At 70.9% G+C, this 22953-nt stretch carries 23 protein-coding genes and 1 riboswitch; of the genes, 9 read left to right on the top strand and 14 right to left on the bottom strand.

Annotated features, from left to right (window positions below; genetic code table 11):
- Position 1 precedes the first annotated feature (1 nt).
- A riboswitch (SAM riboswitch) is annotated at positions 2 to 80 on the bottom strand.
- 114 nt (positions 81 to 194) lie between these two features.
- On the top strand, positions 195 to 1139 hold the full coding sequence (locus tag AB6A69_RS00935) for a DUF726 domain-containing protein (protein ID WP_371059285.1): 945 nt from the start codon (positions 195 to 197) through the stop codon (positions 1137 to 1139).
- Positions 1140 to 1160: 21 nt separating this feature from the next.
- Positions 1161 to 1868, top strand: a complete 708-nt coding sequence (locus AB6A69_RS00930) for a glutathione S-transferase N-terminal domain-containing protein (RefSeq protein WP_371059284.1) — start codon at positions 1161 to 1163, stop codon at positions 1866 to 1868.
- 85 nt (positions 1869 to 1953) lie between these two features.
- On the opposite strand, the gene AB6A69_RS00925 is transcribed toward AB6A69_RS00930, so the two are convergent.
- The 3 genes from AB6A69_RS00925 to ftsY all read right to left on the bottom strand — a co-directional run bounded on the left by AB6A69_RS00925 (position 1954) and on the right by ftsY (position 4979).
- A complete protein-coding gene (locus AB6A69_RS00925; protein WP_371059283.1) occupies positions 1954 to 2580 on the bottom strand; it encodes an inner membrane-spanning protein YciB in 627 nt (208 codons plus the stop codon).
- Entirely contained in the window at positions 2573 to 3475 is a 903-nt protein-coding gene (locus AB6A69_RS00920) for an EamA family transporter (RefSeq protein ID WP_371059282.1), read from the bottom strand. Before AB6A69_RS00920 ends, AB6A69_RS00925 begins: the two co-directional genes overlap by 8 nt.
- Positions 3476 to 3662: 187 nt before the next feature.
- On the bottom strand, positions 3663 to 4979 hold the full coding sequence (gene ftsY, locus AB6A69_RS00915; RefSeq protein WP_371059281.1) for a signal recognition particle-docking protein FtsY: 1317 nt from the start codon (positions 4977 to 4979) through the stop codon (positions 3663 to 3665).
- 122 nt (positions 4980 to 5101) lie between these two features.
- On the opposite strand from ftsY, the gene AB6A69_RS00910 reads away from it, so the two are divergent.
- From AB6A69_RS00910 to AB6A69_RS00900, 3 genes are all read left to right on the top strand, one after another.
- Entirely contained in the window at positions 5102 to 5665 is a 564-nt protein-coding gene (locus tag AB6A69_RS00910; RefSeq protein WP_371059280.1) for a GNAT family N-acetyltransferase, read from the top strand.
- A gap of 73 nt (positions 5666 to 5738) precedes the next feature.
- Positions 5739 to 6152: a hypothetical protein gene (locus AB6A69_RS00905; RefSeq protein ID WP_371059279.1), complete on the top strand. Its 414-nt coding sequence runs from the start codon at positions 5739 to 5741 to the stop codon at positions 6150 to 6152.
- Positions 6153 to 6247: 95 nt separating this feature from the next.
- The gene (locus AB6A69_RS00900) at positions 6248 to 7483 is read left to right on the top strand and encodes an META domain-containing protein (protein WP_371059278.1); all 1236 of its coding nucleotides are present in this window, start codon (positions 6248 to 6250) and stop codon (positions 7481 to 7483) included.
- A 6-nt stretch (positions 7484 to 7489) separates the two neighbouring features.
- Here the strand turns inward: AB6A69_RS00900 and xseA are convergent, their stop codons facing one another.
- Positions 7490 to 9055, bottom strand: a complete 1566-nt coding sequence (gene xseA, locus AB6A69_RS00895; protein ID WP_371059277.1) for an exodeoxyribonuclease VII large subunit — start codon at positions 9053 to 9055, stop codon at positions 7490 to 7492.
- Between the two features lie 37 nt (positions 9056 to 9092).
- Complete coding sequence (locus AB6A69_RS00890; protein WP_371059276.1) at positions 9093 to 9653, bottom strand: type 1 glutamine amidotransferase domain-containing protein; 561 nt, start codon at positions 9651 to 9653, stop codon at positions 9093 to 9095.
- A gap of 125 nt (positions 9654 to 9778) precedes the next feature.
- Here AB6A69_RS00890 and purD point away from each other — a divergent pair, with 125 nt between their 5' ends.
- Entirely contained in the window at positions 9779 to 11059 is a 1281-nt protein-coding gene (gene purD, locus AB6A69_RS00885; RefSeq protein ID WP_371059275.1) for a phosphoribosylamine--glycine ligase, read from the top strand.
- A gap of 115 nt (positions 11060 to 11174) precedes the next feature.
- Here purD and AB6A69_RS00880 read toward each other — a convergent pair whose 3' ends face one another.
- Positions 11175 to 11915, bottom strand: a complete 741-nt coding sequence (locus AB6A69_RS00880; RefSeq protein WP_371059274.1) for an FG-GAP-like repeat-containing protein — start codon at positions 11913 to 11915, stop codon at positions 11175 to 11177.
- Positions 11915 to 12238 (bottom strand): 2Fe-2S iron-sulfur cluster-binding protein, encoded by a 324-nt coding sequence (locus AB6A69_RS00875; protein ID WP_371036612.1) that lies wholly within the window; start codon positions 12236 to 12238, stop codon positions 11915 to 11917. The genes AB6A69_RS00880 and AB6A69_RS00875 overlap by 1 nt, the downstream gene beginning before the upstream one ends.
- Before the next feature lie 150 nt (positions 12239 to 12388).
- On the opposite strand from AB6A69_RS00875, the gene AB6A69_RS00870 reads away from it, so the two are divergent.
- Positions 12389 to 12850, top strand: coding sequence for an OB-fold nucleic acid binding domain-containing protein (locus AB6A69_RS00870; RefSeq protein WP_371059273.1), 462 nt, complete (start codon positions 12389 to 12391; stop codon positions 12848 to 12850).
- Here AB6A69_RS00870 and AB6A69_RS00865 read toward each other — a convergent pair.
- The 7 genes from AB6A69_RS00865 to rpiA all read right to left on the bottom strand — a co-directional run bounded on the left by AB6A69_RS00865 (position 12847) and on the right by rpiA (position 20694).
- Entirely contained in the window at positions 12847 to 14250 is a 1404-nt protein-coding gene (locus AB6A69_RS00865; RefSeq protein ID WP_371059272.1) for a magnesium transporter, read from the bottom strand. The genes AB6A69_RS00870 and AB6A69_RS00865 overlap by 4 nt on opposite strands.
- A 138-nt stretch (positions 14251 to 14388) precedes the next feature.
- Positions 14389 to 15828, bottom strand: a complete 1440-nt coding sequence (locus tag AB6A69_RS00860; RefSeq protein ID WP_371059615.1) for a Do family serine endopeptidase — start codon at positions 15826 to 15828, stop codon at positions 14389 to 14391.
- A gap of 203 nt (positions 15829 to 16031) precedes the next feature.
- The gene (locus AB6A69_RS00855; protein ID WP_371059271.1) at positions 16032 to 16226 is read right to left on the bottom strand and encodes a DUF2065 domain-containing protein; all 195 of its coding nucleotides are present in this window, start codon (positions 16224 to 16226) and stop codon (positions 16032 to 16034) included.
- Between the two features lie 28 nt (positions 16227 to 16254).
- Entirely contained in the window at positions 16255 to 17283 is a 1029-nt protein-coding gene (gene hflC / locus AB6A69_RS00850; protein WP_371059270.1) for a protease modulator HflC, read from the bottom strand.
- Positions 17283 to 18443, bottom strand: coding sequence for an FtsH protease activity modulator HflK (gene hflK / locus AB6A69_RS00845; RefSeq protein WP_371036617.1), 1161 nt, complete (start codon positions 18441 to 18443; stop codon positions 17283 to 17285). The genes hflC and hflK overlap by 1 nt, the downstream gene beginning before the upstream one ends.
- 78 nt (positions 18444 to 18521) lie before the next feature.
- Positions 18522 to 19880 (bottom strand): glutathione-disulfide reductase, encoded by a 1359-nt coding sequence (gene gor / locus AB6A69_RS00840; protein ID WP_371036618.1) that lies wholly within the window; start codon positions 19878 to 19880, stop codon positions 18522 to 18524.
- A gap of 25 nt (positions 19881 to 19905) precedes the next feature.
- Positions 19906 to 20694, bottom strand: a complete 789-nt coding sequence (gene rpiA / locus AB6A69_RS00835) for a ribose-5-phosphate isomerase RpiA (protein WP_371054775.1) — start codon at positions 20692 to 20694, stop codon at positions 19906 to 19908.
- A gap of 176 nt (positions 20695 to 20870) precedes the next feature.
- On the opposite strand from rpiA, the gene AB6A69_RS00830 reads away from it, so the two are divergent.
- Together AB6A69_RS00830 and AB6A69_RS00825 are read left to right on the top strand one after the other, a co-directional pair.
- Complete coding sequence (locus AB6A69_RS00830) at positions 20871 to 21575, top strand: glutathione S-transferase family protein (protein ID WP_371059269.1); 705 nt, start codon at positions 20871 to 20873, stop codon at positions 21573 to 21575.
- The gene (locus AB6A69_RS00825) at positions 21575 to 22948 is read left to right on the top strand and encodes an L-serine ammonia-lyase (RefSeq protein ID WP_371059268.1); all 1374 of its coding nucleotides are present in this window, start codon (positions 21575 to 21577) and stop codon (positions 22946 to 22948) included. The genes AB6A69_RS00830 and AB6A69_RS00825 overlap by 1 nt, the downstream gene beginning before the upstream one ends.
- The last annotated feature ends 5 nt before the right edge of the window (positions 22949 to 22953 follow it).

Raw genomic sequence — 22953 nt, 5'->3', positions numbered from 1 at the left:
GGGCCCCTTCGTCCTGACCTCTTTAGCGGTATCTTTCGCGTGGCCCGCAATCCGGTGAACAAATCGCCACGGGACCGCGGTTACCCGCGGCGCTGTTGCACGTCAACACCGTCACGAATCCGTAACTCCGCCGTCACGCCAGTTTCGTATGGCCGCCCTAAGCGTTGCCCACAACATGTAGTGGGGCATGGGCGATGCCGCTTCTGCGACTGGATGCACTGGGCGAGACGCCGCACCTGCACGGGAGTGCCGATGCGCCCGGGCCGCTGCTCGCCGAGGCGGCGCGCACGGGCAGCGGGCCGATCATCGTGATGGTGCATGGCTACAAGTTCCGTCCCGGCCACCCCGCGCGCTGCCCGCACGGCCACATCCTCTCGCTCGAAGAGCGCGGAGACTGCTGGAAGGCGCTCAGCTGGCCGCGCGGCCTCGGCTTCGGCGCCGGCGGTCCCGAGGAAGGGCTCGGCATCGCGCTGGGCTGGAACGCGCGCGGCACGATCTGGCAGGCCTACGACCGCGCGGCGGGGGCGGGGGCGGCGCTTGCCCAGGCGATCGAGGTGCTGCACGCCACCGCGCCGCACCGTCCGATCCACGCGCTCGCCCATTCGCTGGGCGCGCGGGTGGTGCTGCAAGCCCTTGCCCGGCTGCCCGAGCGGGCCGTGACCCGCGCCATCCTGCTCGCGGGCGCCGAGTTCGCCAGCCGTGCCGAGGCGGCGCTCGCCACGCCCGCGGGCCGCGCGGCGGAGATCGTCAACGTCACGAGCCGCGAGAACGATCTCTTCGATTTCCTGCTCGAGCGGCTGATCGGCCCGCCGCGGCGGGGCGACCTCACGCTCGGCCACGGTCTCGGTGACCGGCCCGGCGCGCTCACGCTCCAGCTCGACGACCCGGCCACCCTCGCCGTGCTGCGCGCGCGCGGCTTCCCCGTCGCGGCCCCGGCGCGGCGCGTCTGCCACTGGTCGGCCTATCTCCGCCCGGGCGTCTTCGACCTCTACCGCGCACTTCTCCGCCGCCCCGAGACCCTGCCGCTCGCAGCGCTCCGCGCCCAGCTGCCCCAACGCCCGCAACCCCGATGGTCACGGCTTCTTGCGCCGGCGCACGGGGACGCGGCCTTGTCATTGCTGCCGAACACGTCATCCTGACGGCCAGCACAGGAGGCCCGGATGACCCGACCGATAGAGTTGCATTACTGGCCCACGCCCAATGGCTGGAAGATCGCCATCGCGCTGGAGGAGATGGAGCTGCCCTACGAGGTCAAGCTCGTGAACATCGGCAAGGGCGACCAGTTCGACCCCGCGTTCCTGAAAATCGCACCCAACAATCGCATGCCCGCGATCGTGGACCCCGAAGGCCCCGACGGCCGGCCCATCTCCGTCTTCGAATCGGGGGCGATCCTGCAATATCTCGCCCGCAAGACCGGGCGCTTCCACGGAAGCACCGAGCGCGAGCGCGTGGCGGTGGAAGAGTGGCTCATGTGGCAGATGGGCGGGCTCGGCCCGATGGCGGGCCAGGCGCATCACTTCCTGAAATACGCGCCCGCCATGGATCCGCCGCAGGACCTGTCCTATGCCAAGGATCGCTACCGCAACGAGACCGCGCGGCTCTACCGCGTGCTCGACACCCGGCTCGCCGAGACCCGTTACGCGGCCGGGGAGTTCTACTCCATCGCCGACATGGCGATCTGGCCCTGGGCCTCGCTCTGGGAAGGCCAGGAGCAGACGCTGGACGACAAGCCCCACATGAAGCGCTGGCTCGAGGAGGTGGGCGCGCGCCCCGCCGTGCGGACGGGCCGCGACCTCGCCGCCGAGATGCGCAGCTCCGCCGCCGACGACCGCGAGGCGCAGAAGATCCTGTTCGGACAGAAGGGCTAGGGCCGCGCCCGCCCCTTCTTCTTGGCGCAAATACTCTCGGGGGGTGAGGGGCGACGCCCCGAGGGGGGCGGACAGCCCCCCTTTTTCAGCGCCCGCCCTCGTCCCCGTCCTCGATGTGATGCTGGAGCGCCATGATCTGCCACCAGAGGAAGACGAAAAGCAGGATCGGGAAGCCGAAGGTCTCGATCTTGACCCAGGCGTCGGTGGACATGGTGCGCCAGACGAACTCGTTGCCCACGGCGAGCGCGGCGAACATCGCCGTCAGCCGCCGCGTGAGGATCATCCAGCCCTCCTCGCGCATCGGCAGCGCCTCCGAGAGCACGTAGGCCAGCAGGCTCCGCCCCCGCAGAAGCCCGAGCCCGAGCAGCGCCGCGAAGAAGCCGTAGACGATCGTCGTCTTCATCTTGAAGAAGCGCTCGTCGTTGAACCAGGCGGTGAGCGCGCCGAAGAAGACCACCATGATCGCGGTGAAGACCTGCATCCGGCTCATCCGTCCGGTCAGCCACCAGAGCACCCCAATCGAGGCAAGCAGAATCGGCACGAAGGCCACCGTCGCCACGATGAAGCCGGAATACTCCGTGCCGGCGATGGTGAAGACCTCGTCCCTGAGCCGCAGGTAGATCACGAAGAACAGAAGCGGCGGGCCCAGTTCCAGCGTCTGCTTGAGCCAGGGGGCCACGGGCTTCGGGTCGGTGGGGCGGTTGTCAGCCATTGGCTTCCACTATCACGGCCCCCGCCGCGATCAAGGCCATCAGCGTGATCCGGCGCGGCCCAACCGTCTCCTTGAGCGCGAGCCAGCCGATGAGGGCGGCGAAGACCGTCGATGTCTCGCGCAGCACCGCCGCCTCGCCCACGTCGTCGAGCCGGGTGGCCAGCATCACCGAGCCGAAGCTGCCGAAGGCCACGAGGCCGCCGATCACGCCGCGCAGCATCAGGCCCGCGGCCGCGGGCCGCGCCGGCATCCGCCGCCAGTAGAGGTAGACGAAGCCCGGCAGCATGATCCCGTCGAGCAGGAAGAACCAGGCGAGGAAGGTGAAGGGATCGGCGGTGGCGCGGATCCCGTAGGCGTCCCAGGTGGTGTAGAGCGCCACGAAGAGCCCGGTCGCGACGGCAAGGCCCAGCGCCGCGGGCAGCGTCTCGCGCGCTGTGGGCCAGGTGGCGAGGTTGTAGGCGGCGAGGCCGAAGATCCCCGCCAGAAGGACCGCGAGGCCCAGCCACTGCATCGGCGTGAACGCCTCGCCGAAGATCACGAGCGCGCCCAGCACCGCGAAGAGCGGCCCGGTCCCGCGCACCACCGGGTAGACCACCGTATAGGCCCCCCGCGTGTAGGCCAGGGCCTGCAGAATCTTGTAGCCCAGGTGGATCGCCATGGCGCCGGCGAAGATCGGCCACATGTGCGGCTCGGGCCAGGGCACGACGAAAAGGGCGAAGGGCGCGGCCATCGCCGCATAGGCGGCGTCGATCGCGCCGCGGCTGAGCCAGGGGTCGTGCCGGCCCTTCTGAAGCGCCCCGAAGACCGCGTGCAGGAAGGCCGCGAAAAGCGCGAGCGCCGCGGCGAGCGTCTCGCCCGCCGCCGTGCCCTCGAGCGAGACGAGCCACGCGCTCATGCCCGCCGCGCTGTTTCGGGCGCCCGCCCTGCCCGGGCGCGCACCGGGCGCGGTGGCGCGGGCGGGCCGGTTCGCGGTGCGGGGCAGCGACTCGAAGAGGCCATGCGGGCATGGCAGGTGTCTGGGGCCGACGGCGACGGCTGCGCGGCCCCTGCCGCGGGGGCGGCGCCCCCGCGGGCGCGTCCATTCATGCCGAGTTGTCCAGCCCGGTCAGCGCGGCGGCGAACTCCTCGGGATCGAAGGGGGCGAGGTCGTCGATCTGCTCTCCCACGCCGATGGCGTGGATCGGCAGACCGAAGCGGTCGGCGAGCGCCACCAGCACCCCGCCTTTCGCGGTGCCGTCGAGCTTCGTCATGACAAGACCGGTCACGTCGGCGATCTTGCGGAACACGTCGACCTGGTTGAGCGCGTTCTGGCCCGTGGTGGCGTCCAGCACCAGAAGCGTGTTGTGCGGCGCGTCGGGGTCCTTCTTGCGGATCACCCGCACGATCTTGGCAAGCTCCTCCATCAGGTCCTGGCGGTTCTGCAACCGCCCGGCGGTGTCGATCAGCAGAAGGTCCGCGCCCTCGGCCTCGGCCTTCGTCATCGCGTCGAAGGCGAGGCTCGCGGGGTCCGACCCCTCCGGCGCGGTCAGCACCGGCACGCCGGCGCGCTCGCCCCAGATCTGCAACTGCTCCACCGCGGCGGCGCGAAACGTGTCGCCCGCGGCGATCACGACCTGCTTGCCCGCGGCGCGGAACTGGCTTGCGAGCTTGCCGATGGTCGTCGTCTTTCCGGACCCGTTGACGCCCACCACCAGAACCACCTGCGGGCGCCTGGCGTAGATCGGCAGCGGCTTCGCCACCGGCTCCAGGATGCGGGCGATCTCCTGCGCGAGCAGGCGCTTGATCTCCTCCACAGAGAGTTTCCGGCCGAACCGGCCCTCGGCCATGTTCGCCGTGACGCGCAGGGCCGTATCCACCCCCATGTCGGCCGCGATCAGCAATTCCTCGAGGCGCTCCAGCATCTCGTCGTCGAGGCTGCGCCGCATGACGGGCGCATCGCCGCGGCGCCCCAGAAGCCGTCCCAGAAGACCGCGGCCTTCCTGCGGCGGCTCTTCCTGCGGCGCGTCGCCGGGGATCTCCACGGGCATCGGCCCGGGCCCCGGCTCGCCCGGTTGCGGGCGCTCGCGCGGCGGGGTCGCGGGCTCGGGGTCCGCCGGGCGCGGCTCTTCGGGCGGCTCGAACGGGGCCGGGGCGGGCTCCTCCTCGGGCGGGCGCGCGGGCTCCTCTTCGGGCGCGGGCCGCGGCGCGGGCTCCGGTTCCGGCTCCGGTTCGGGCGCGGGCGAGGGGATCGGTGTCGGTTCGCGCTCGGGCGACGGCTCGGGCTCGGCCGGATGCTCGGGCGCGGGCTTGGGCGCGTCCGGCTCGACGGCGCCGCCCTCCTCGACAATGGCCTCGAGCCCCTCGTCGATCTTCGACGAGGACTTGAAAAGACGGTCCTTGAGCTTTCTGAAAAAGGCCATTCGCGCACGCTTTCGGTTTTTCTTCACCTAACCACTGGCGCGACGGGATGGAAGGGCAGAGCCGCCCCGCCTATGATCCTCGAGGATGGCAGCGTTCCGGCGCAGCACGGAGGAAACGACCGATGACCAGGACCGGAAAGACCGCGCCGCGCCGCGATGACCCGCCTGCCCCCGCAACGGGCAAGACGCCCGCCGCCCCCGCCGCGATGTCGGACCTGCGCGGCGCAGGCCCCGACCTTCGCGCCAGAGCGCTGCGGCTCAACCGGATGCACGAGGCCGAGACATCGCCGCTTCGCGCCGAGGACCTCGAGGCGATGTGCGCCGCCGCCTTCGCCGCGCCGGCGTTCGGGGACGGCACGGGCTTCCTGATCGCCTTCGACGAGGGCGCGGCCTATGACAGCCCGAATTTCCGCTGGTTCAAGGCGCGTTATCCCGCTTTCGTCTACGTGGACCGGGTGATCGTGGATCCGGACGCGCGCGGGCGCGGTTTCGCACGGCGGCTCTACGCCGCGCTTTACGACGCGACGCGGGCGAGCGGGCGCAGCCTGATCGCATGCGAGGTGAACGTGGCCCCGCCGAACCCGGCCTCGCTGGCATTTCACGCGCGCGAAGGCTTCGACGCGGTGGGCGAAGGCGCGTTCCTGCCGGGCAAGCGCGTGGCCTACATGCTGCGGCGCCTGCCCTGATGGACCGCGCATGCCGGGCCCTCGGCTGCAATGAGCGGTTAACATCGCCGCGCCGCCATGGCAGGTTCGAAAAATGTCGTACCGCACCCTTCACGCCCTGATCTGCGCCGCGCTTCTGGCCGCAACGCCGCTTGCGGCCGCCCAGCCCATGAACGCCGAGGAGTTCGACGCCTACACGCGCGGAAAGACGCTCTATTACGGTCAGTCCGGGCAGGCCTACGGGGTCGAGGAATACAAGGACGACCGCGAGGTGGTCTGGTCCTTCCTCGACGGCGAGTGCATCGAGGGGCGCTGGTACGAGGACGCGCGCGGCTACATCTGCTTCGTCTACGAGGATGACCGTCTCGGGCCGCAATGCTGGCAGTTCTTCCGCGCACCGGGCGGCGGGCTGACCGCGATCTTCGAGGATGACACCGCGGTGCCGCTCTACGAGGCGGGGGAAAGCGACGAGCCGATGCAGTGCCTCGGCCCCGAGGTGGGCGTCTGATGGCCGCGGGGTCGCGCGCCCGTTACAGAATGCCGGCACGCTCGCGCCCGGCGGACACCGTTCCGATGACACATCACCCCGCAAGGAGACGTTCCATGCCCGTTTTTCATCGCGTCGCGGCGCTTGGCCTGACGCTCGCCCTGACGGCGCTCGCGCCGGCCGTCTCGGCGCAGGACAGCCGCCCGATCGAGGGCCGCGCGTCCTACATGGCGCGCATCGCCCTGCCGCCCGACGCCGAGATCGCGGTGGAGGCGCGCGGCTTCAACGACGAAAGCCTGGGCTTCGTCCGCGAAGCCACCGAGGGCGCGCAGGTGCCCCTGCCCTTCTCGGTGGACATCCCGCAAGGCCTGCGCGCCGATCTGCGGGTGGCGATCTTCGTGGACGGCGCGCCGCGCTGGCTGAGCGCGCCCGTGGCCGTGGAACCCGGCGCAGAGCCGGTGGACGTGGGCGAGGTCATGCTGCGGCCCTACACGCCGATGGGATTCACCAGCGAGATGGTCTGCGGCGACCGGCGTCTGCGGCTCGGCTTCGCCGGCGAAAAGGCGCTTCTGGACACCGGGACCGCCGTGATCGAGCTCGATCAGGTGCGCGCGGCGTCCGGCGCGAAGTTCGAGGCCGCCGACGGTTCGGCCATGGTCTGGACGAAGGGCGACAGCGCAATGGTCGAAATCGATGGCGAGGCGCTGCCGGAGTGCCGGCTCGTGCCCCCCGACGCCGCGCCCGCATGGACCGCGCGCGGCAACGAGCCGTTCTGGACGCTGGAGATGCAGGGCGGACAGGTCACCCTGACCACCGGCATGGGCGCCGAATCGGTGACCGCCCAGCTTCCCGATCCCGTGATCGCGGACGGGGCCTTCGGCTACGCGATGCCCGAGGCCGACATCCGCCTGACCGTGGCCGAGACGATCTGCCGCGACAGCATGACCGGAATGCCCTATCCCGAAACCGTGACCGTCGAGACGCGCGAGCAGACGCTTCGCGGCTGCGGCGGTGCGCCGATCGAGCTTCTGACCGGACGCGAGTGGGTGGTCGAGGACATCTCCGGCGAAGGGCTGATCGATTCGTCGCGCGTGACCGTCCATGTCGGCCGGGAGGGCCGCGTCAGCGGCACCGGCGGCTGCAACCGCTATACCGGCCAGTTCGAACTGACCGGAGAGCGGCTGACCGTCGGGCCGGTCGCGGGGACCATGATGGCCTGCGCGGAGGCGGTCATGAACCAGGAACAGCGATTCTACGACGCGCTGGGGAAAGTGGACGGCTTCGACATCGACGAAACCGGCGCGCTGCTGTTGCGCGGGGGGGGCGAGACGCTCATTCTCGCCCGGCGCTGACCGCGCCTAGAACAGGGAGCCCTGCTCGGGCGGCGGGTCGCTCGCCTTGCTCCCGCCGCCGCGCTTCGGGCCCTGCCCGAGGCGCAGCCGGCCATCGGCGAACTCAACCTCCAGCGCGCTCGCGGCCTCGGCCGCCGCCTTGCGCGTGACCACGGCGCCGTCGCCGCGGACCACGGCATAGCCGCGCTCCAGCGTGGCGCGGTAGCCCAGCGTCTCGCGCAGCCGGTCGAGGGCGGCGAGCCGCTCGCGGCGCGCCGCGAGTCCCGCCGCGCCCGCCTCGGAAAGCCGGCGGGCAACCCTGTCCAGCGCCTCGCGCCGCCGGGCGAGGTCGTCGCGCACCGGGCGCAGGTCCAGCCGGTCCGCGCGGCGGCCCAGTGCCTCGCGCCGCGCCGCGACAAGGCGCGCAAGCGCGGGGGCGAGGCGCGGGCCAAGCGCCGCGAAGGCGTCCCGGCGGAAGTCGAGGCGCGAGGCCAGCAATGCCGGCCTGAGGCTTCCCGCGGCCTCGGAAAGCGTCACACGCCGGGCCTGCACCCCGCGCGAGAGCGCCGCGGGCAGCCGGTCCGACAGCGTATCGAGCCGCTGGCGGGGATATTCCACCAGCGTTTCGGGGCGCGGCAGGCCGCGGCCGAGGTCGCGCAGCCGCTCGCCGCGCCGCGCGAGGCCCGCGGTCAGCGCATGGGTGAGCCGCCCGCCCTGCCCGTCGAGCCACACGACGAGGTCGAGCCGCACCGGCACCGCAAGCTCCGCCGCGGCAGTGGGCGTTGGGGCGCGGCGGTCGGAGACGAAATCGATGAGCGTGGTGTCGGTCTCGTGGCCCACCGCCGAGACGAGCGGGATCCCGGAGGCCGCGGCGGCGCGGGCCACGATCTCTTCGTTGAAGCCCCAAAGATCCTCGATGGAGCCGCCGCCACGGGCCACGATCAGGAGGTCTGGCCGCGGGATCGGCCCGCGCCTGGGCAGCGCGTTGAAGCCCCGGATGGCGTTCGCCACCTCGGGCGCGCAGCGCTCGCCCTGCACCGCCACGGGCCAGATCAGCACGTGGCGCGGGAAGCGGTCGCGCAGGCGATGGAGGATGTCGCGGATCACCGCGCCCGAGGGCGAGGTCACGACCCCGATCACCTCGGGCAGGTAGGGCAGGCGCCTCTTGCGCGCCTCGTCGAAAAGCCCCTCGGCGGCGAGCTGCTTCTTGCGCTGCTCGAGCAGCGCCATGAGCGCGCCCTGCCCGGCGGGCCGGATGTCCTCGATCACGATCTGGTAGCGCGACTGGCCGGGGAACGTCGTCAGCCGCCCGGTGGCTACCACCTCGAGCCCTTCCTCGGGCTGGGTGGCGAGCCGCGCCGCAGCGCCCTTCCAGATCACGCCCGAAAGCACCGCGCGCTCGTCCTTGAGGTCGAGATAGACATGCCCCGAGCGCGGCCGCGAGACGCGCCCCACCTCGCCGCGCACGCGGACATGGGGAAACTCCCCTTCCACGACACGCTTCACGGCGCCGGAAAGCTCCGACACCGTGAATTCGGGGGCGTTGCCGCGCGGCCCCGCTCCGGGCCCGTCATCTTCGATCAGATCGGACATGCCGCCTGCATGCCCGATCCGGCCGGCGAAGGGAAGCTCATGCCGCGCGGTCGTGGTGGCGCCCCTCGCCGATCTCCTCGACGAGCTTGTCGCAGAACGCGTCGAGGTCGCCCGGGTGGCGACTGGTGATGAGGCCCTGGTCGATGACGACCTCGGACTCCTCCCATTCGCCGCCGGCGTTACGCAGGTCGGTGCGGATCGAAGGGTAGGAGGTCACGCGGCGGCCGCGCACGACATCCGCCTCCACCAGAAGCCAGGGCGCGTGGCAGATCGCGCCGATGGGCTTGCCGGCCGCCCAGAACGCCGAGACGAGGGCCACCGCCGCCGGCTCGACCCGCAGAAGGTCGGGGTTGATCTGGCCGCCGGGCAACACCAGCGCGTCGTAGTCCGCGGCGTCGGCCCCGGCGAGGTCGCGGTCCACGCGGACGGGGCGGCCCCAGTTGTCGCCGTCCCAGCCGGTGATCTCGCCGCTTTCGGGCGAGACCACATGCACGGTGGCGCCCGCCGCGGCGAGACGGTCCCGGGGCACCTCCAGTTCGGATTGCTCGAAGCCGTTGGTGGCGAGAATGGCGATGGTCTTGCCGTCGAGTGCGGACATGGCGTCTCTCCTCTCGGTTCGGTGTGAAGTCGAGCATACGATAACACGCCACGCAAACCGGGCCCAAGCTTGCTCCGCGCCCGCCGCGCCCCTAATCAGGCGCGACCCGAGCGGAGGCACGACGCATGAACATCCTGATTCTCGGCGGCGGGGGCCGCGAGCACGCGCTCGCCTGGGCGGCGATGCAGAACCCGAAATGCGACAAGCTGATCGTGGCACCCGGCAACGCCGGCATCGCGGCGATCGCGACCTGCGCGTCGCTCGACATTCTCGACGGCGCAGCGGTGGCGAATTTCTGCGAAAGCGAGGCGATCGACCTCGCGATCGTGGGACCCGAAGCGCCGCTCGCCGCAGGGATCGCCGACCGGCTGCGCGACGCGGGCGTCGCCGTCTTCGGTCCGTCGGCGGCGGCGGCACGGCTCGAAGCCTCGAAGGCCTTCACGAAGGAGATCTGCGATGCCTGCGGCGCGCCCACCGCCGCCTGGGCGCGCTTCACCGACGCCCGCGCCGCCAGGGCGCACCTCGAGACCACCGGCGCGCCCGTCGTGGTAAAGGCCGACGGGCTCGCCGCCGGGAAGGGCGTGGTGGTTGCCGAGACGCTCGACGAGGCCCGCGCGGCGGTGGACGAGATGTTCGCGGGCGCTTTCGGGCAGGCGGGCGCCGAGGTGGTGATCGAGGAGTTCATGACCGGCGAGGAGGCCTCCTTCTTCGTGCTGGTGGACGGCGAGGAGGTGCTGCCCGTCGGCACCGCGCAGGACCACAAGCGCATCGGCGAGGGCGACACCGGCCCCAACACCGGCGGCATGGGCGCCTATTCGCCCGCGCCCGTGGTGACGCCGGAGGTGGAGGCCCGCGCCCTCGAGGAGATCGTGAAGCCGGTGGTGGCCGAGATGGCGCGGCGCGGCACCCCCTATTCCGGGGTCCTTTACGCCGGGCTCATGATCGCGGAGGGCCGGCCGCGCCTCGTGGAATTCAACGTCCGCTTCGGCGATCCGGAGGCGCAGGTGCTGATGCTGCGCCTCGGCGCGCAGGCGCTCGATCTCATGCAGGCGACCGCGGAGGGCCGGCTGGGCGCGGCCCGCGTCAACTGGGCGGGCGATCACGCCATGACCGTGGTGATGGCCGCGAAGGGCTATCCCGGCGACTACGCGAAGGGCGAGCCCATCGGCGGGCTGGACGCGCTGCCCGAGGACAGTTTCCACCAGTGCTTTCACGCCGGCACAGCGCGCGCCGACGGGCGCATCGTCTCGGCCGGCGGGCGGGTCCTGACCCTGACCGCGCGCGGCGCGACACTCGCCAAGGCGGCCGAGCGTGCCTACGCCATGGTGCGCGCCGTGGACTGGCCGGGCGGTGTCTGGCGATCCGACATCGGCTGGCGCGCGCTCAGCGGCGGCCGCGCGGGCTGAGAGGGCGCGGGGGGCTCCGCCCCCGCCGCGCCTGCCGGCGCGCCTCCCCCGGAGTATTTCTGCCAAGAAGAAGCAGGGAACCGTCCGCGCACGGGAGCGGGGGGAGGTTGCGCGGCTAGCCGGTCTCGCAGGCGAGGGCCGCGGCGAAGCTCATGCCATCGGCGAGCGGGCCGATGTCGCGGGCGGCGAGACGCCCATCCGCGAGCGTCACGGCGCGAAGGCGGCGCCAGCCGGCGTCGGCCAGCACGATCTCGGGGCCCTGCCCGCAGTCGCGGATGCCGCCCGCGATCACCTCGTCGCCGATACGGTGGTTCGTGAGCCCTTCAAGCGCGGCGATCTCGGTCAGGCCGCCGGCGGCCCAGCTCCACACGCGCAGGGTGCGGGCGAGGTGCGGCCGGTCCACATAGGCGATGTCGGCCACGCCGTCGCCGTTCAGATCCGCGATGCCCGCCGGTGCGAGCCAGCGAAAGCGCGTGCCGATATGCGGCGTTGCGTGCGCCTTCACGAGCGCCCCCTGCCGCAGCGAATAGACGGCAAGCTGTGCGCCCAGTTGCGGGTCGGTCTCGACGACGATCACATCGGCCGCGCCGTCGCCATCGGCATCGGCGACGCGGGGGGCGGTGTCCTCGAACACATGGTCGGGTTCGGGCCCGTCACGCAGGTCGATCCGCAACACATGCCCGTCGGTCGTGGTCACGGCGAGCACGGCCTTCTCGCGGATCGATCCCATGATGCGATGGGGATAGGTATCGAGCGGCCCCTCGTACCGGGCGGACTCGATATCGCCGGCAGGGCCGCCGTCGGCCGCGGCGCAGCCGGCCGCGACGAGACAGGCGAGCGCCGCGGCGAGCCGCATCAGATCTGCTTTTCGGGCATCTGCACCACGAGGCCGTCGAGCGCGTCGGAGACCTTGAGCTGGCAGGTCAGCCGCGACCGCTCGGGATCGGGCTCGTAGGCGAAATCGAGCATGTCGGCTTCCATGTCCTCCCTGGGCGGCAGCTTGCCGACCCAGTCGGGGTGGACGTAGACATGGCAGGTGGAGCAGGCGCAGGCGCCGCCGCAATCGGCCTCGATGCCGGGGATGTTGTTGTCGCGCGCCCCTTCCATCACGGTCAGGCCGTTCGGGACCTCGACGACGTGCTCGGTGCCGTTGTGCTCGATATAGGTGATCTTCGCCATGCCGCGTCGTTCCCTTGCTCATTCCTCCGGGGGTTCCTAGCCAAGCGATCTAGGACACGCCAGAGCGATTTGCGACCCCGTTGCCGGGGCATCGCGGCCAGGACACCGCGCAGGCTTGCGCAGGCGCGCAAATGTTCTATTTTCGTTCTCATGTTGACGCTGCGCCCTGCCCCGCGCGGGCCCGCCTTTTCCGGGCCCTGGCCGCGCCCCCCCGCGGCGCTGCCGGCGGCGCGGCTTGGCGAGCCGCCCGCGGGCGCGCGGGTGACGGTGGCAGGGCTCGTGATCCTGCGCCAGCGGCCCGGCACCGCAAAGGGGGTGATCTTCGTCACGCTGGAGGACGAGACCGGGGTGGTGAACGTCGTGGTCTGGCGCGCGCTCTACGAGCGTTTCCGCCGCGCGGTGATCGCGGCGCGGCTTCTGAGGGTGACCGGGCGGCTTCAGCGCGAGCATGGCGTCACCCATGTCGTCGCCGAACGGATCGAGGACATCTCGGACATGCTCGACGCGCTTCTCGCGCCGGAGCCCTGCCGCGCGGCCGACCAGCCCGGCACCACCCATGCCGATCCGCGCACACCGCCGGCGCGGCGCGGCCCGCACGGCGGGCCCGGCTAGAGGTAGAGCTGCGTGGCGATCGCGAAGAGGATGAGCACCCCGGCCACGTCGTTCAGGGTGAGGATGAAGATCCCCATCGCCACGGCCGGATCCACCTTCGCCCGCGCAAGCGCCACCGGCACGATGGTGCCCACCGTTCCCGCCACGAGGATCACCAGGACCTGCGACATGGCGACCGTGGCCACCAGCGCGGGCGCGCGCTCGATCGGGACCGCGAAGGACACCGCGAAAAGCAGCAGCCCGACGGCAAGCCCCATCGCCACGCCGTTCATCGCCGCGCCCGCCACCTCGCGGCCGAGGCGCGCGGCGAAGCCGCCGGTGAGCTTGCCGTGCTCCGACAGCGCCTGGATCGTCACCGTCGAGGCCTGCATGCTGGCGTTGCCGGCCGTGGCGCTGACCACGGGGATGAAGCTCGCGAGGATGGCGGCCTGGGTCAGCGTCTCCTCGTAGGCGCCCACCACGAGCGCGGTGACGAGCGCCCCGGCGAGACCGGTCAGAAGCCACGGAAGGCGCCGCCGCACGATCTGTCCCGGGCTGTCGAACCCCGTCGATTCGGGCGAGACGCTGCCCATCAGCATGATGTCCTCGCGCGCTTCGCGCCGGGCGATCTCGGTCAGTTCGCGCGGCGCGATGACGCCGAGCAGCCGGTGCGCCTCGTCCACCACGGCGATTACCGTCTCGCCCTGCGCCTTGGCGAGGTCGAGCACATCCTCCTGGTCGGTGTCCCGCGCGACCGCGGGCGGATCGCGCCGCATCACCTCCGACACCGGCGTGCGGCCGTGGTTGAGGATCAGGTCCCGAAGCTTCATGTAACCGACAAGCCGGCCTTCCGCGTCCACGACATGCAGGCTGTCGATCCGTTCGATCCGGTCCGAGCGGCGTCGGATGTCCTCGATCACGTCGTGGACCGTCTCGGTGTCGCGCGCCACCACCGCGCCGTGCTTCATCGCCGCTTCGGCGCTGTCGTTGTCCACGAGGATTTCGCGCAGCCGCTCTGCCTGCGGGTGGCTGTCGGCGAGTTCGAGCGCGAGGCGCGTGGGCAGCGTCACGAGAAGGCGCTTGGCCCGGTCGAGCGTGAGCCGGCCGAGCAGCTTGGCGAACTTCGCCCGCGTGGCCTCCGCGAAAAGCGCATGGTTGAAGCGCGGATCGACCTCCGACAGGACCCGCAGGCTGAGATCGTCGGACAGCCAGCGCAGCATCTTCTGCGCGTTCTTCGTGCGGAGCGCGAGAAAACAGTCGAGGATGTCGGAGGGCGCCCAGGTCTCGAGCGCGGCGACCACGCGCTCGCGCTCGCCGGCCGAGATCAGCTCATCGAGCCTGCGCGCGGTGGCCGCGTTGGCGGCCGCGACCTCGGCGCTGTCGCCGCGCCGCCATTCCAGAGACGTCCCATTCTCGGCCATCGCGCGCCCGCGCTCCACCTTCACCCCTGCCTGCCAGAAGGGGCAAAGGCGCGCCGCATGACAAGCCCCGCGACCGCGCCCGAACGAAAAAAGGGCGCCCCGTCGGAGCGCCCTTTCATGGTCAATCCGGCGACGGCGTCAACCTTCACCGATGCCGAGCGCCACGAACCGCGGATCGCTCCCCCGGCGAACGAGGAGGAGCAGGGATTTGCGGCCCGCGTCACGGGCGTCCTCGATCCGCGCCTCGAGTTCCTCGGCCGAGGTCAGACGCTCCTGCCCCGCCTCGGTGATCAGGTCACCCGCGCGCAGGCCCTTGTCGTAGGCTTCGGACTCGACGTCCACGTCCGTCACGACGAGGCCCTCGGCATCGGACGAAAGCTCCAGCTGGGCGCGCAGCTCCTCGGTCAGCGGCGACACCGTCATGCCGAGCATCTGCGATTCGGCTGGCTCTTCCTCGGGACCGGGCTGGGCCGCGGGCACCGACCCCTCCGCCGTCTCGCGGCGGCCGAGCGTCACCCTGAGCGTCTGGCTCTTGCCGTCGCGCAGCACGGTGACCCGCACCGACTTGCCGACGGCGGTATTGGCGACCACGCGCACGAGTTGCCGCGTGTCCATCACCTCTATGCCGTCGAAGCCGAGGATCACGTCGCCCGATTCCATCCCGGCCTCGCGGGCGGGACCCTCGGGCACGTCGGTGACGAGCGCGCCACGCGCCTCTTCGAGCCCGTCGATGCTCTCGGCAATGTCGGGGGTGACATCCTGGATGCGCACGCCGAGCCAGCCGCGCCGCGTTTCGCCGAACTCCTTCAGCTGATCGACGACACCGATCACGACATTCGACGCCATGGCGAAACCGATGCCGATGGAGCCGCCGTCGGGGCTGAGGATGGCGGTGTTCACCCCGATCACCTCGCCGTCCATGTTGAACAGCGGCCCGCCCGAATTGCCGCGGTTGATGGCGGCGTCGGTCTGGATGTAGTCGTCATAGGTGCCCGAAAGCGCCCGATTGCGCGCCGACACGATGCCGGCGGACACCGAGAAGCCCTGTCCGAGCGGGTTGCCCATCGCCATCACCCACTCGCCGACGCGCGCCGCATCGCTGTCGCCGAAAGGCACGTGCCGCAGCGGCTCGTCCGGCGCGACCTTGAGAAGCGCGATATCGGTATTGGGGTCGGTGCCGACCACCTCGGCCTGAAGCTCGAAACCTTCGAAGAATTCGACGAGGATCTCGTCCGCGCCCTCGATCACGTGGTTGTTGGTGACCACGAAGCCGTCCTCGGAGATGACGAACCCCGAGCCGAGGGAGGAGCTGCGCCGCGGGGCCGGCTCGCCGGGTCCCTGGAATTCGCGGAAGAAATCCTCGAAGGGCGAGCCTTCGGGGAACATGCGGGGCGCGTCGCTTCCGGCGACGGTCGTCGTCGTGGTGATGTTGACCACGGCCGGGCTGACCTGGTCGGCGAGGTCGGCGAAACTTTCGGGCGTGCCGCGCGCCTGGGCGGACACAGCCTGCGCGAGCGCGAAGGCCAGCGCCAGCACGAAAAGCCAGAAACCGCGCAGGATGCCGGGCGCGGCCGGCATCGTCGTCTGGATTGCCTTTGATTGCACCGGAGCACTCCTTTTCTGGTGTTCGGTATCCTGTGAGCCGCAAGCGCCCCGTCGCGGGGCGCGACGGACCGGCAGGCGTGTTGCTGGAGCTAATGTATGGCAGCGAAGCGCGCGCGCAAACCTTCAAGCCCGCCCTCGCCGTGATGTGAACGCTGCGGGCCGGTGGGCGGCGGCCGTCACATCCCCAGCGCGCTGGCCACCCACAGAAAGACCGCGCCGATCGAAATGGCAACGAGACCCAGCAGCCGCCGGGTCTCGGGAGGCAGCGCGCGCAGCGCCGCGAGCAGGTCCTCGACGATGCGGGGGGCCAGCGCGTAGACAAGCCCCTCCAGCGCGAGGGCGAATCCGAGGCCGAAAAGAAGATATTCCATGTCTTCCCCCGGCGGGCCGGCCGACGGATCAGCCGCCGGTGCCCTCCTCCTCGGCCGCCTGCGCATCCTCTTCGAGGCGTTCGCGCACCTCGGGCGGCAGCTCCTCGGACGGCGTCCGTTCGGGCGCCAGCTCGCGCAGCTCGTCCGGCGAGGTCAGTTGTGCGCCCGTGCCGACGATGCCCTCCGCCCGGATCGCGTCGAACAGCGGCTGGATGAATTCGCTGTCGGGCGAGACGACGAGCGTCGAGGTTTCCGTCTGCAGCGAGCTTTCGAGCGCCGCGAGAGAGCGGTAGAAGCTGAAGAACTCCGGGCTGTCGCCGAACGCTTCGGCGTAGATGCGGTTACGCTCGGCGTCCGCCTCGCCTCGGATGATCTCCGCTTCGCGTCCGGCATCCGACAACGTCTCGACCACGGTCCGGTCGGCGATGGCGCGCACGCGCTGGGCGGCCTCATTACCGCGGGCGATCTCGTCGGCGGCTTCCCGCTCACGCTCGGCACGCATCCGGGCATAGGTCGCTTCGAGGTTCTGCTGCGGCAGGTTCGTCTGCTTCAGCCGGACGTCGATCACGTCGAGACCAAGGCTGAGGGCGGAGGCGCGCGCGTTGTCGCGGATCCGACGCGCGAGTTCGGCGCGCTCGACCGAAAGAATCCGGTCCGACGTCACCTGATCGGCACCGAGCACCTCCCGGATCTGGGCGTTCAGGATCGACGACAGGCGATCCTCGGCGACGCGAAGCCCCCCCACGCCGACGGCCTGGCGGAACTGGACCACGTCGTTGATCCGGTACCGCGCGAACGCGTCCACGACGAGGCGGCGGTCGTCCGCCGGCGTGACCTCGATGGTGTCGGTATCCAGCGACAGGATCCGGTCGTCGTAGCGCACGACCTCCTGGATCAGCGGCACCTTGAAGCCGAGCCCCGGCTCCTCGCGCACCTGCTTGATCTGGCCGAACTGGAGAACCAGCGCCTTCTGGCGCTCGTCCACGATGAAGAGCGTGGACCAGATTCCCACCAGCACCACGGCGAGGATCGGAAGGATGAAGGCAGATTTCCGCATCAGTTGGTCCTCCCGGTGTTCGCCGGCACGTTCCGGCGCAGTTCGTCGAGCGGCAGGTAGGGCAGCACTCCCTCGCCCTGCGCGCTGTCGATCAGGTACTTGTCCACGGCGCCGAGCGTCCGCTCGATCGTTTCGAGGTAGAGACGCCGCTGGGTAACCTCCGGCGCGGCCTCGAATTCCTGTGCCACGGCGAGGAAGCGGCTGGCTTCACCGATGGCTTCGTTCACGACCCGGGCGCGGTAGCCCTCGGCCTGTTCGAGCGACTGCGCCGCCTCGCCGCGCGCCTCGGCGATGACGCGGTTGGCGTAGGCGTCGGCCTGACGCTGAAGCCTGTCACGCTCCTGCTCGGCCGCCTGGACCTCGCGGAACGCGTCGATCACCTCGGCCGGCGGGTCCGCCTGGTCGAGGTTGAGGCGGACGATGTTGATCCCCGCGTCGTAGTCGTCGAGCGCGCTCTGGATCCGCTGCACGGCCTGGTCCGCGATCACGCCACGGTCGCGGTTCAGAATCGGCGCCAGGTTCGAGGCCGCGATGATCTCGCGCATCGCAGCCTCGGAGACCGCCTGAACCGTGAGTTGCGGATCGCGGATGTTGAACAGCAGCTTTGCGGGGTCGTTGATGTTCCACACCACCTGGAACTCGATGTCGACGATGTTCGCGTCGGTGGTCAGCATCAGGCCCTCGTCGCGGGCCCGCGTGCTCGCCCCGATGGTCTCGGTCCGCTCGGAGGTCACGTTGACGACCTCCGCAGTGACCAGCGGCCAGGGCGCGAAGTTCAGACCCGGATTGCCGATCTTGTGGAACTGCCCGAGGAAGAGCTCGACGGACTGTTCTTCCGGTTTGACGGTGTAGAGGCTGGAAAACGTCCAAAGACCCACGGCCGCCAGCGCGCCCACGATGATCGTGGAGCGGTTGAAGGCCGGGCCGCCCCCGCCACCGCTTCCGTCGCCCTTGCCGCCGCCACCGCGGCCACCCATCAGCACGCGGAGCTGCTCCTGCCCCTTGCGGACCAGATCGTCGATCTCGGGGATCGGCGGTCTGTCGTCGGGTCCTCCGGGGCGGCGTCCGCCGCCCTGGTTCCTGTCGCGTTCGCCGCGATCACCGCGATCGCCGCCTCCTTGACCGCCGCCCCCCCAGGGGCCGCCGCTATGTCCTGCCATACGTTTCTTCCTCGCTTGCGCGTCCGTGACGTCTTGGGTGTAAACTGTGCATGTCGGGCGGGATTTCAAGCCGGAGCGTCAGACCTTCCGGACCGGGTCCCGCATGGTCACCAGCTCTTCCGAAACGGTGGGGTGCACCGCAACGGTCTGGTCGAACTGCTCCTTCGTGGCGCCGAGCTTCACCGCGACCGCCGCCAGCTGGATCATCTCGCCCGCGCCCGGCGCGACGATATGGCACCCCAGCACCCGCCGGGTGTCGGCGCACACGACGAGTTTCATGAGCACACGGTCGGGCCGGCCCGCGAACGCCGTGCGCATGGGGCGGAACGACGTGCAGTAGACCTCGATCGGCCCCTGCTCCGCGGCGGCCTCCTCGGACAGCCCCACCGTGCCCATTTCCGGCTGGGTGAAGATCGCCGTGGCCACGCGATCGTGATCGACCGGCGTCGGGTTGCCCCTGAACACCGTCTCGACGAAGGCCATGCCCTCGCGGATCGCCACCGGCGTCAGGTTCAGCCGGTCGGTCACGTCGCCGATCGCGTAGATCGACGGCACCGAGCTTTGCGAGTAGGCGTCCACCAGCACCTCGCCCCGGCGGCCGAGATCCACCCCGAGCCCGGACAACCCCAGATCGTCGGTGTTGGGCACGCGTCCGGTGGCGAACATCACCTTCTCGAACACGCGCTCGGTGCCGTTGGTGGCCTTCACGCGCACGCCGCCGTCGGCCTCCTCCATCCCGATGATGTTGGTACCGATGTGCAGATCGACCCCGTTCTGGCGCATCTCTTCGGAAATGAGGCCGCGGGCCTCGTCGTCGAAACCGCGCAGGATCTGCGCGCCGCGGTAGTACTGGGTCACCTCGACGCCCATGCCGTTCAGGATGCAGGCGAACTCGCAGGCGATGTAGCCGCCGCCGACGATCAGGATCGAGCGCGGCAGCCGGTCGAGGTGGAAGATGTCGTCCGAGGTGATGCCCAGCGCGGCGTTCTCCATCTCCGGCCGCAGCGGGCGCCCGCCCGTGGCCAGCAGGATGTGCCGCGCGGTCTTGCGGGTGCCGTCGGCCAGCTCCACCGTGTGCGGGTCGGCCAGCCGCGCGCGCTGATCGAAGGTCTCCACCCCCGAGCCGGCGAGAAGCTTGCGGTAGACGCCTTCGAGCCGGTCGAGCTCCGCCTCGAGCTTTCCGCGGAACTGGCCCCAGTCGAGACCGTTCTCGCGGATGTCCCAGCCATAGGCGCGCGCGTCCTCGACCATCGGCGCGAATTCGGAGGCGAAGACCATCAGCTTCTTGGGCACGCAGCCGCGGATCACGCAGGTGCCGCCGTAGCGGCTTTCCTCGGCGAGAGCCACCTTCGCGCCGGCTCCGCCCGCGGCCACGCGGGCCGCGCGCACCCCGCCCGATCCGCCGCCGATCACGAAAAGGTCGTAGTCGAAATCCATCGTTCCCCCAGAAAGGTCGTCAGGCTCAGTCGTTGATGTCGCGGAAGAGGTTGTCGGGCTCGCCCGGATCGAAGCTTTCTCTCTCCACGGTGCCGGAACCGAGGTCGCGCACCTCCACGCGCCCGTCGCCGAACCCGATCACGACGGTGTCGCAGATGTCGATGAAGAGGCCGTTCTCGACCACGCCCGGGATCTGGTTCAGCACCATGGCAAGCTGGCGCGGTTCGCCGATGCGCTTGAGGTGCAGATCGAGGATGTGATTACCCTCGTCGGTGACGAAGGCCGCCTCGCCGTCCATCCGAAGCGACACGTCGCGGCCGAGCACGTCCATGGAGATCAGGGTCTCCTCGACGAGCGCCCGGGTCGTCTGCCAGGCGAAGGGGATCACCTCCACCGGCAGCGGGAAGGCGCCCAGCGTCTCCACCTCCTTGCCGATATCCGCGATCACCACCATTCGGTCCGAGGCGGTGGCCACGACCTTTTCGTGCAGGAGCGCGCCGCCGCCGCCCTTGATGAGGTTGAGGTCGCCGTCGAACTCGTCCGCGCCGTCGATGGTGATGTCGAGCCAGCGCGCCTCGTCGAGGCCGATCACCGGGATGCCCGCCTGCCGGGCAAGCTCGGCGGTGCGCGTCGAGGTGGGAACGCCGCGGATGCGCAGCCCGTCCTCGCGCATCGCGTCGCCCAGGCAGCGCACCAGCCACGCCGCGGTCGAGCCGGTGCCGAGCCCCACGCGCATCCCGTCCTCCACCAGCTCCGCGGCGCGTCTCGCGGCGGCGAACTTGGCCTTGTCGATGGGCGACAGCTCTCCGGTCATGGGCGGCTCCGTGCAGATGCGCGGCCGTTATAGGGGGATCGGCCGCGGGGTGCGAGCGGGTTTTCGCCGCCGCGCCGCCGCGCGGTGGCCTTCCGCCGGGCGAGGGCGCGCGGATTCCGGCCCGAAAGGTCGTTTTCGGGCAGGCGTGCCGCGCGCGATGCTCTAGGGGTGCCGCCATGGCCGCGCCCTATCGCCTGCATTACGCTCCCGACAACGCCTCGCTGGTCGTCCGGCTGGCGCTGGAGGAGCTTGGCCAGCCCTACGAGACGGCGCTCGTGGACCGCGCGCGCGGCGCGCAGAAAAGCCCCGCCTACCGCGCGCTCAACCCCTCGGGCCTCATCCCGGTGCTGGAAACGCCCCAAGGCGCGATCTTCGAGACGGCCGCGATCCTGCTGTGGCTCGCGGACCGGCACGGCGCCCTCGCCCCCGCGCCGGACGCGCCGGAGCGCGGGGATTTCCTGAAATGGCTCTTCTTCGCGTCCAACACGCTTCACGCGGGGCTCAGGATGCTGTTCCACCCGGCGCCCTTCGTGGGTGAGGACGCGGCCGCGGGACAGGCGCTTCGCGACCATATGGGCGCAGCGCTCGCGGCGCACTGGGGCCACCTCGAGGCCGCCGCCGCGACGCGGCCGCCCTGGCTCGGGGCCGCGTCGCCCTCGGCGCTCGACTTCTATCTGGCGCCGCTGCTACGCTGGTCGGCGCTTTACCCCGTGGGCGGCACGGGGTGGTTCCGGCCGGCGGACTACCCGCATCTGCGGGCGATGGCCTCCGGGATCGAGGCCCGCCCGGCCGCTGCCGCCGCCATCGCCGCGGAAGGGCTCGGGCCCCTGCCCTTCACCGCGCCCCGCATCGCAACGCCACCGGAAGGATCGGCCACCTGATGTTTCTTTCCGTCTTCGAGATGTTCAAGGTGGGCATCGGGCCCTCGTCCTCCCACACCATGGGGCCGATGGTCGCCGCAGCCCGTTTCCTGGACCTGATCCGCGGGGCGCCCTTCGCCGTCGCGGGGGTGAAGGGGAGCCTGCACGGCTCGCTCGCCCACACCGGCGTGGGCCACGCGACCGACCGCGCGACGATCCTCGGCCTCGCGGGCTTCGATCCCGAAAGCTACGACCGCGAGACCGCCGACGCGGCGCTCGAGCGCATCCGCGAAACCAACACGCTCGCGCCCGAGGGCCTGCCGCCGCTCGCCTTCGATCCGCGCGAGGATCTGCGCTTCGACTTCGGACCGCCGCTTCCGGGCCACGCCAACGGGATGATCCTGATGGCCACCGACGCGCAAGGCGACGTGATCCTGCAGGAGACCTACTACTCGGTGGGCGGCGGCTTCGTGCTCACCGAGGCCGAACTGGCGCAAGGCAAGGACAGCGACGAGGGCGCGCCCGTGCCCTACCCGTTCAAGTCCGCCGCCGAGATGCTGCGGATGGCCGAAACCTCGGGCAAGTCCATCGCGCAGATGAAGCGCGAGAACGAGCTTACCCGGCGCGGGCCGGAGGATCTGCGCGCCGGGACGCGGCGGCTCTGGCAGGTGATGTCCGACTGCATCGACCGCGGCCTTGCCGCGGACGGCACGCTTCCGGGCGGGCTGGGGGTCCGGCGGCGCGCCCAGGCGATCCACGAAAAACTGCTGGACGAGCGGGGCATGAACCTGACCCCGCCCCACACCATCAACGACTGGATGAGCGTCTACGCCATGGCGGTGAACGAGGAGAACGCCGCCGGCGGCCAGGTCGTGACCGCGCCCACCAACGGCGCGGCGGGCGTGGTGCCCGCGGTGATCCGCTACTGGCTCGACCATGTGCCGGGCGCCTCGGAGCGCCGGGTGGAGGACTTCCTGCTGACCGCCGCCGCGATCGGCGGGCTGGTGAAATACAACGCCTCGATCAGCGGGGCCGAGGCGGGCTGCCAGGCCGAGGTCGGCTCTGCCGCCGCCATGGCCGCGGCCGGTCTTTGCGCGGTGATGGGCGGCACCCCCGCGCAGGTGGAGAACGCCGCCGAGATCGCGCTCGAGCATCACCTCGGCATGACCTGCGACCCGGTGAAGGGCCTTGTGCAGGTGCCCTGCATCGAGCGCAACGGTCTCGGCGCGATCAAGGCGGTCTCGGCGGCGTCCCTCGCGCTTCGGGGCGACGGCACGCATCTCGTGCCGCTCGACGCCTGCATCGAGACCATGCGGCAGACCGGCGCCGACATGAGCGAGAAGTACAAGGAAACCTCGCTCGGCGGGCTCGCCGTCAACGTTCCCAACTGCTGACGGCC

Source organism: Rhodosalinus sp. 5P4, assembly GCF_041365695.1.
Lineage (GTDB): Bacteria > Pseudomonadota > Alphaproteobacteria > Rhodobacterales > Rhodobacteraceae > Rhodosalinus.
The sequence above is the reverse complement of the archived record's forward strand: the minus strand, read 5'-3'. Positions and strand labels throughout refer to the sequence as shown.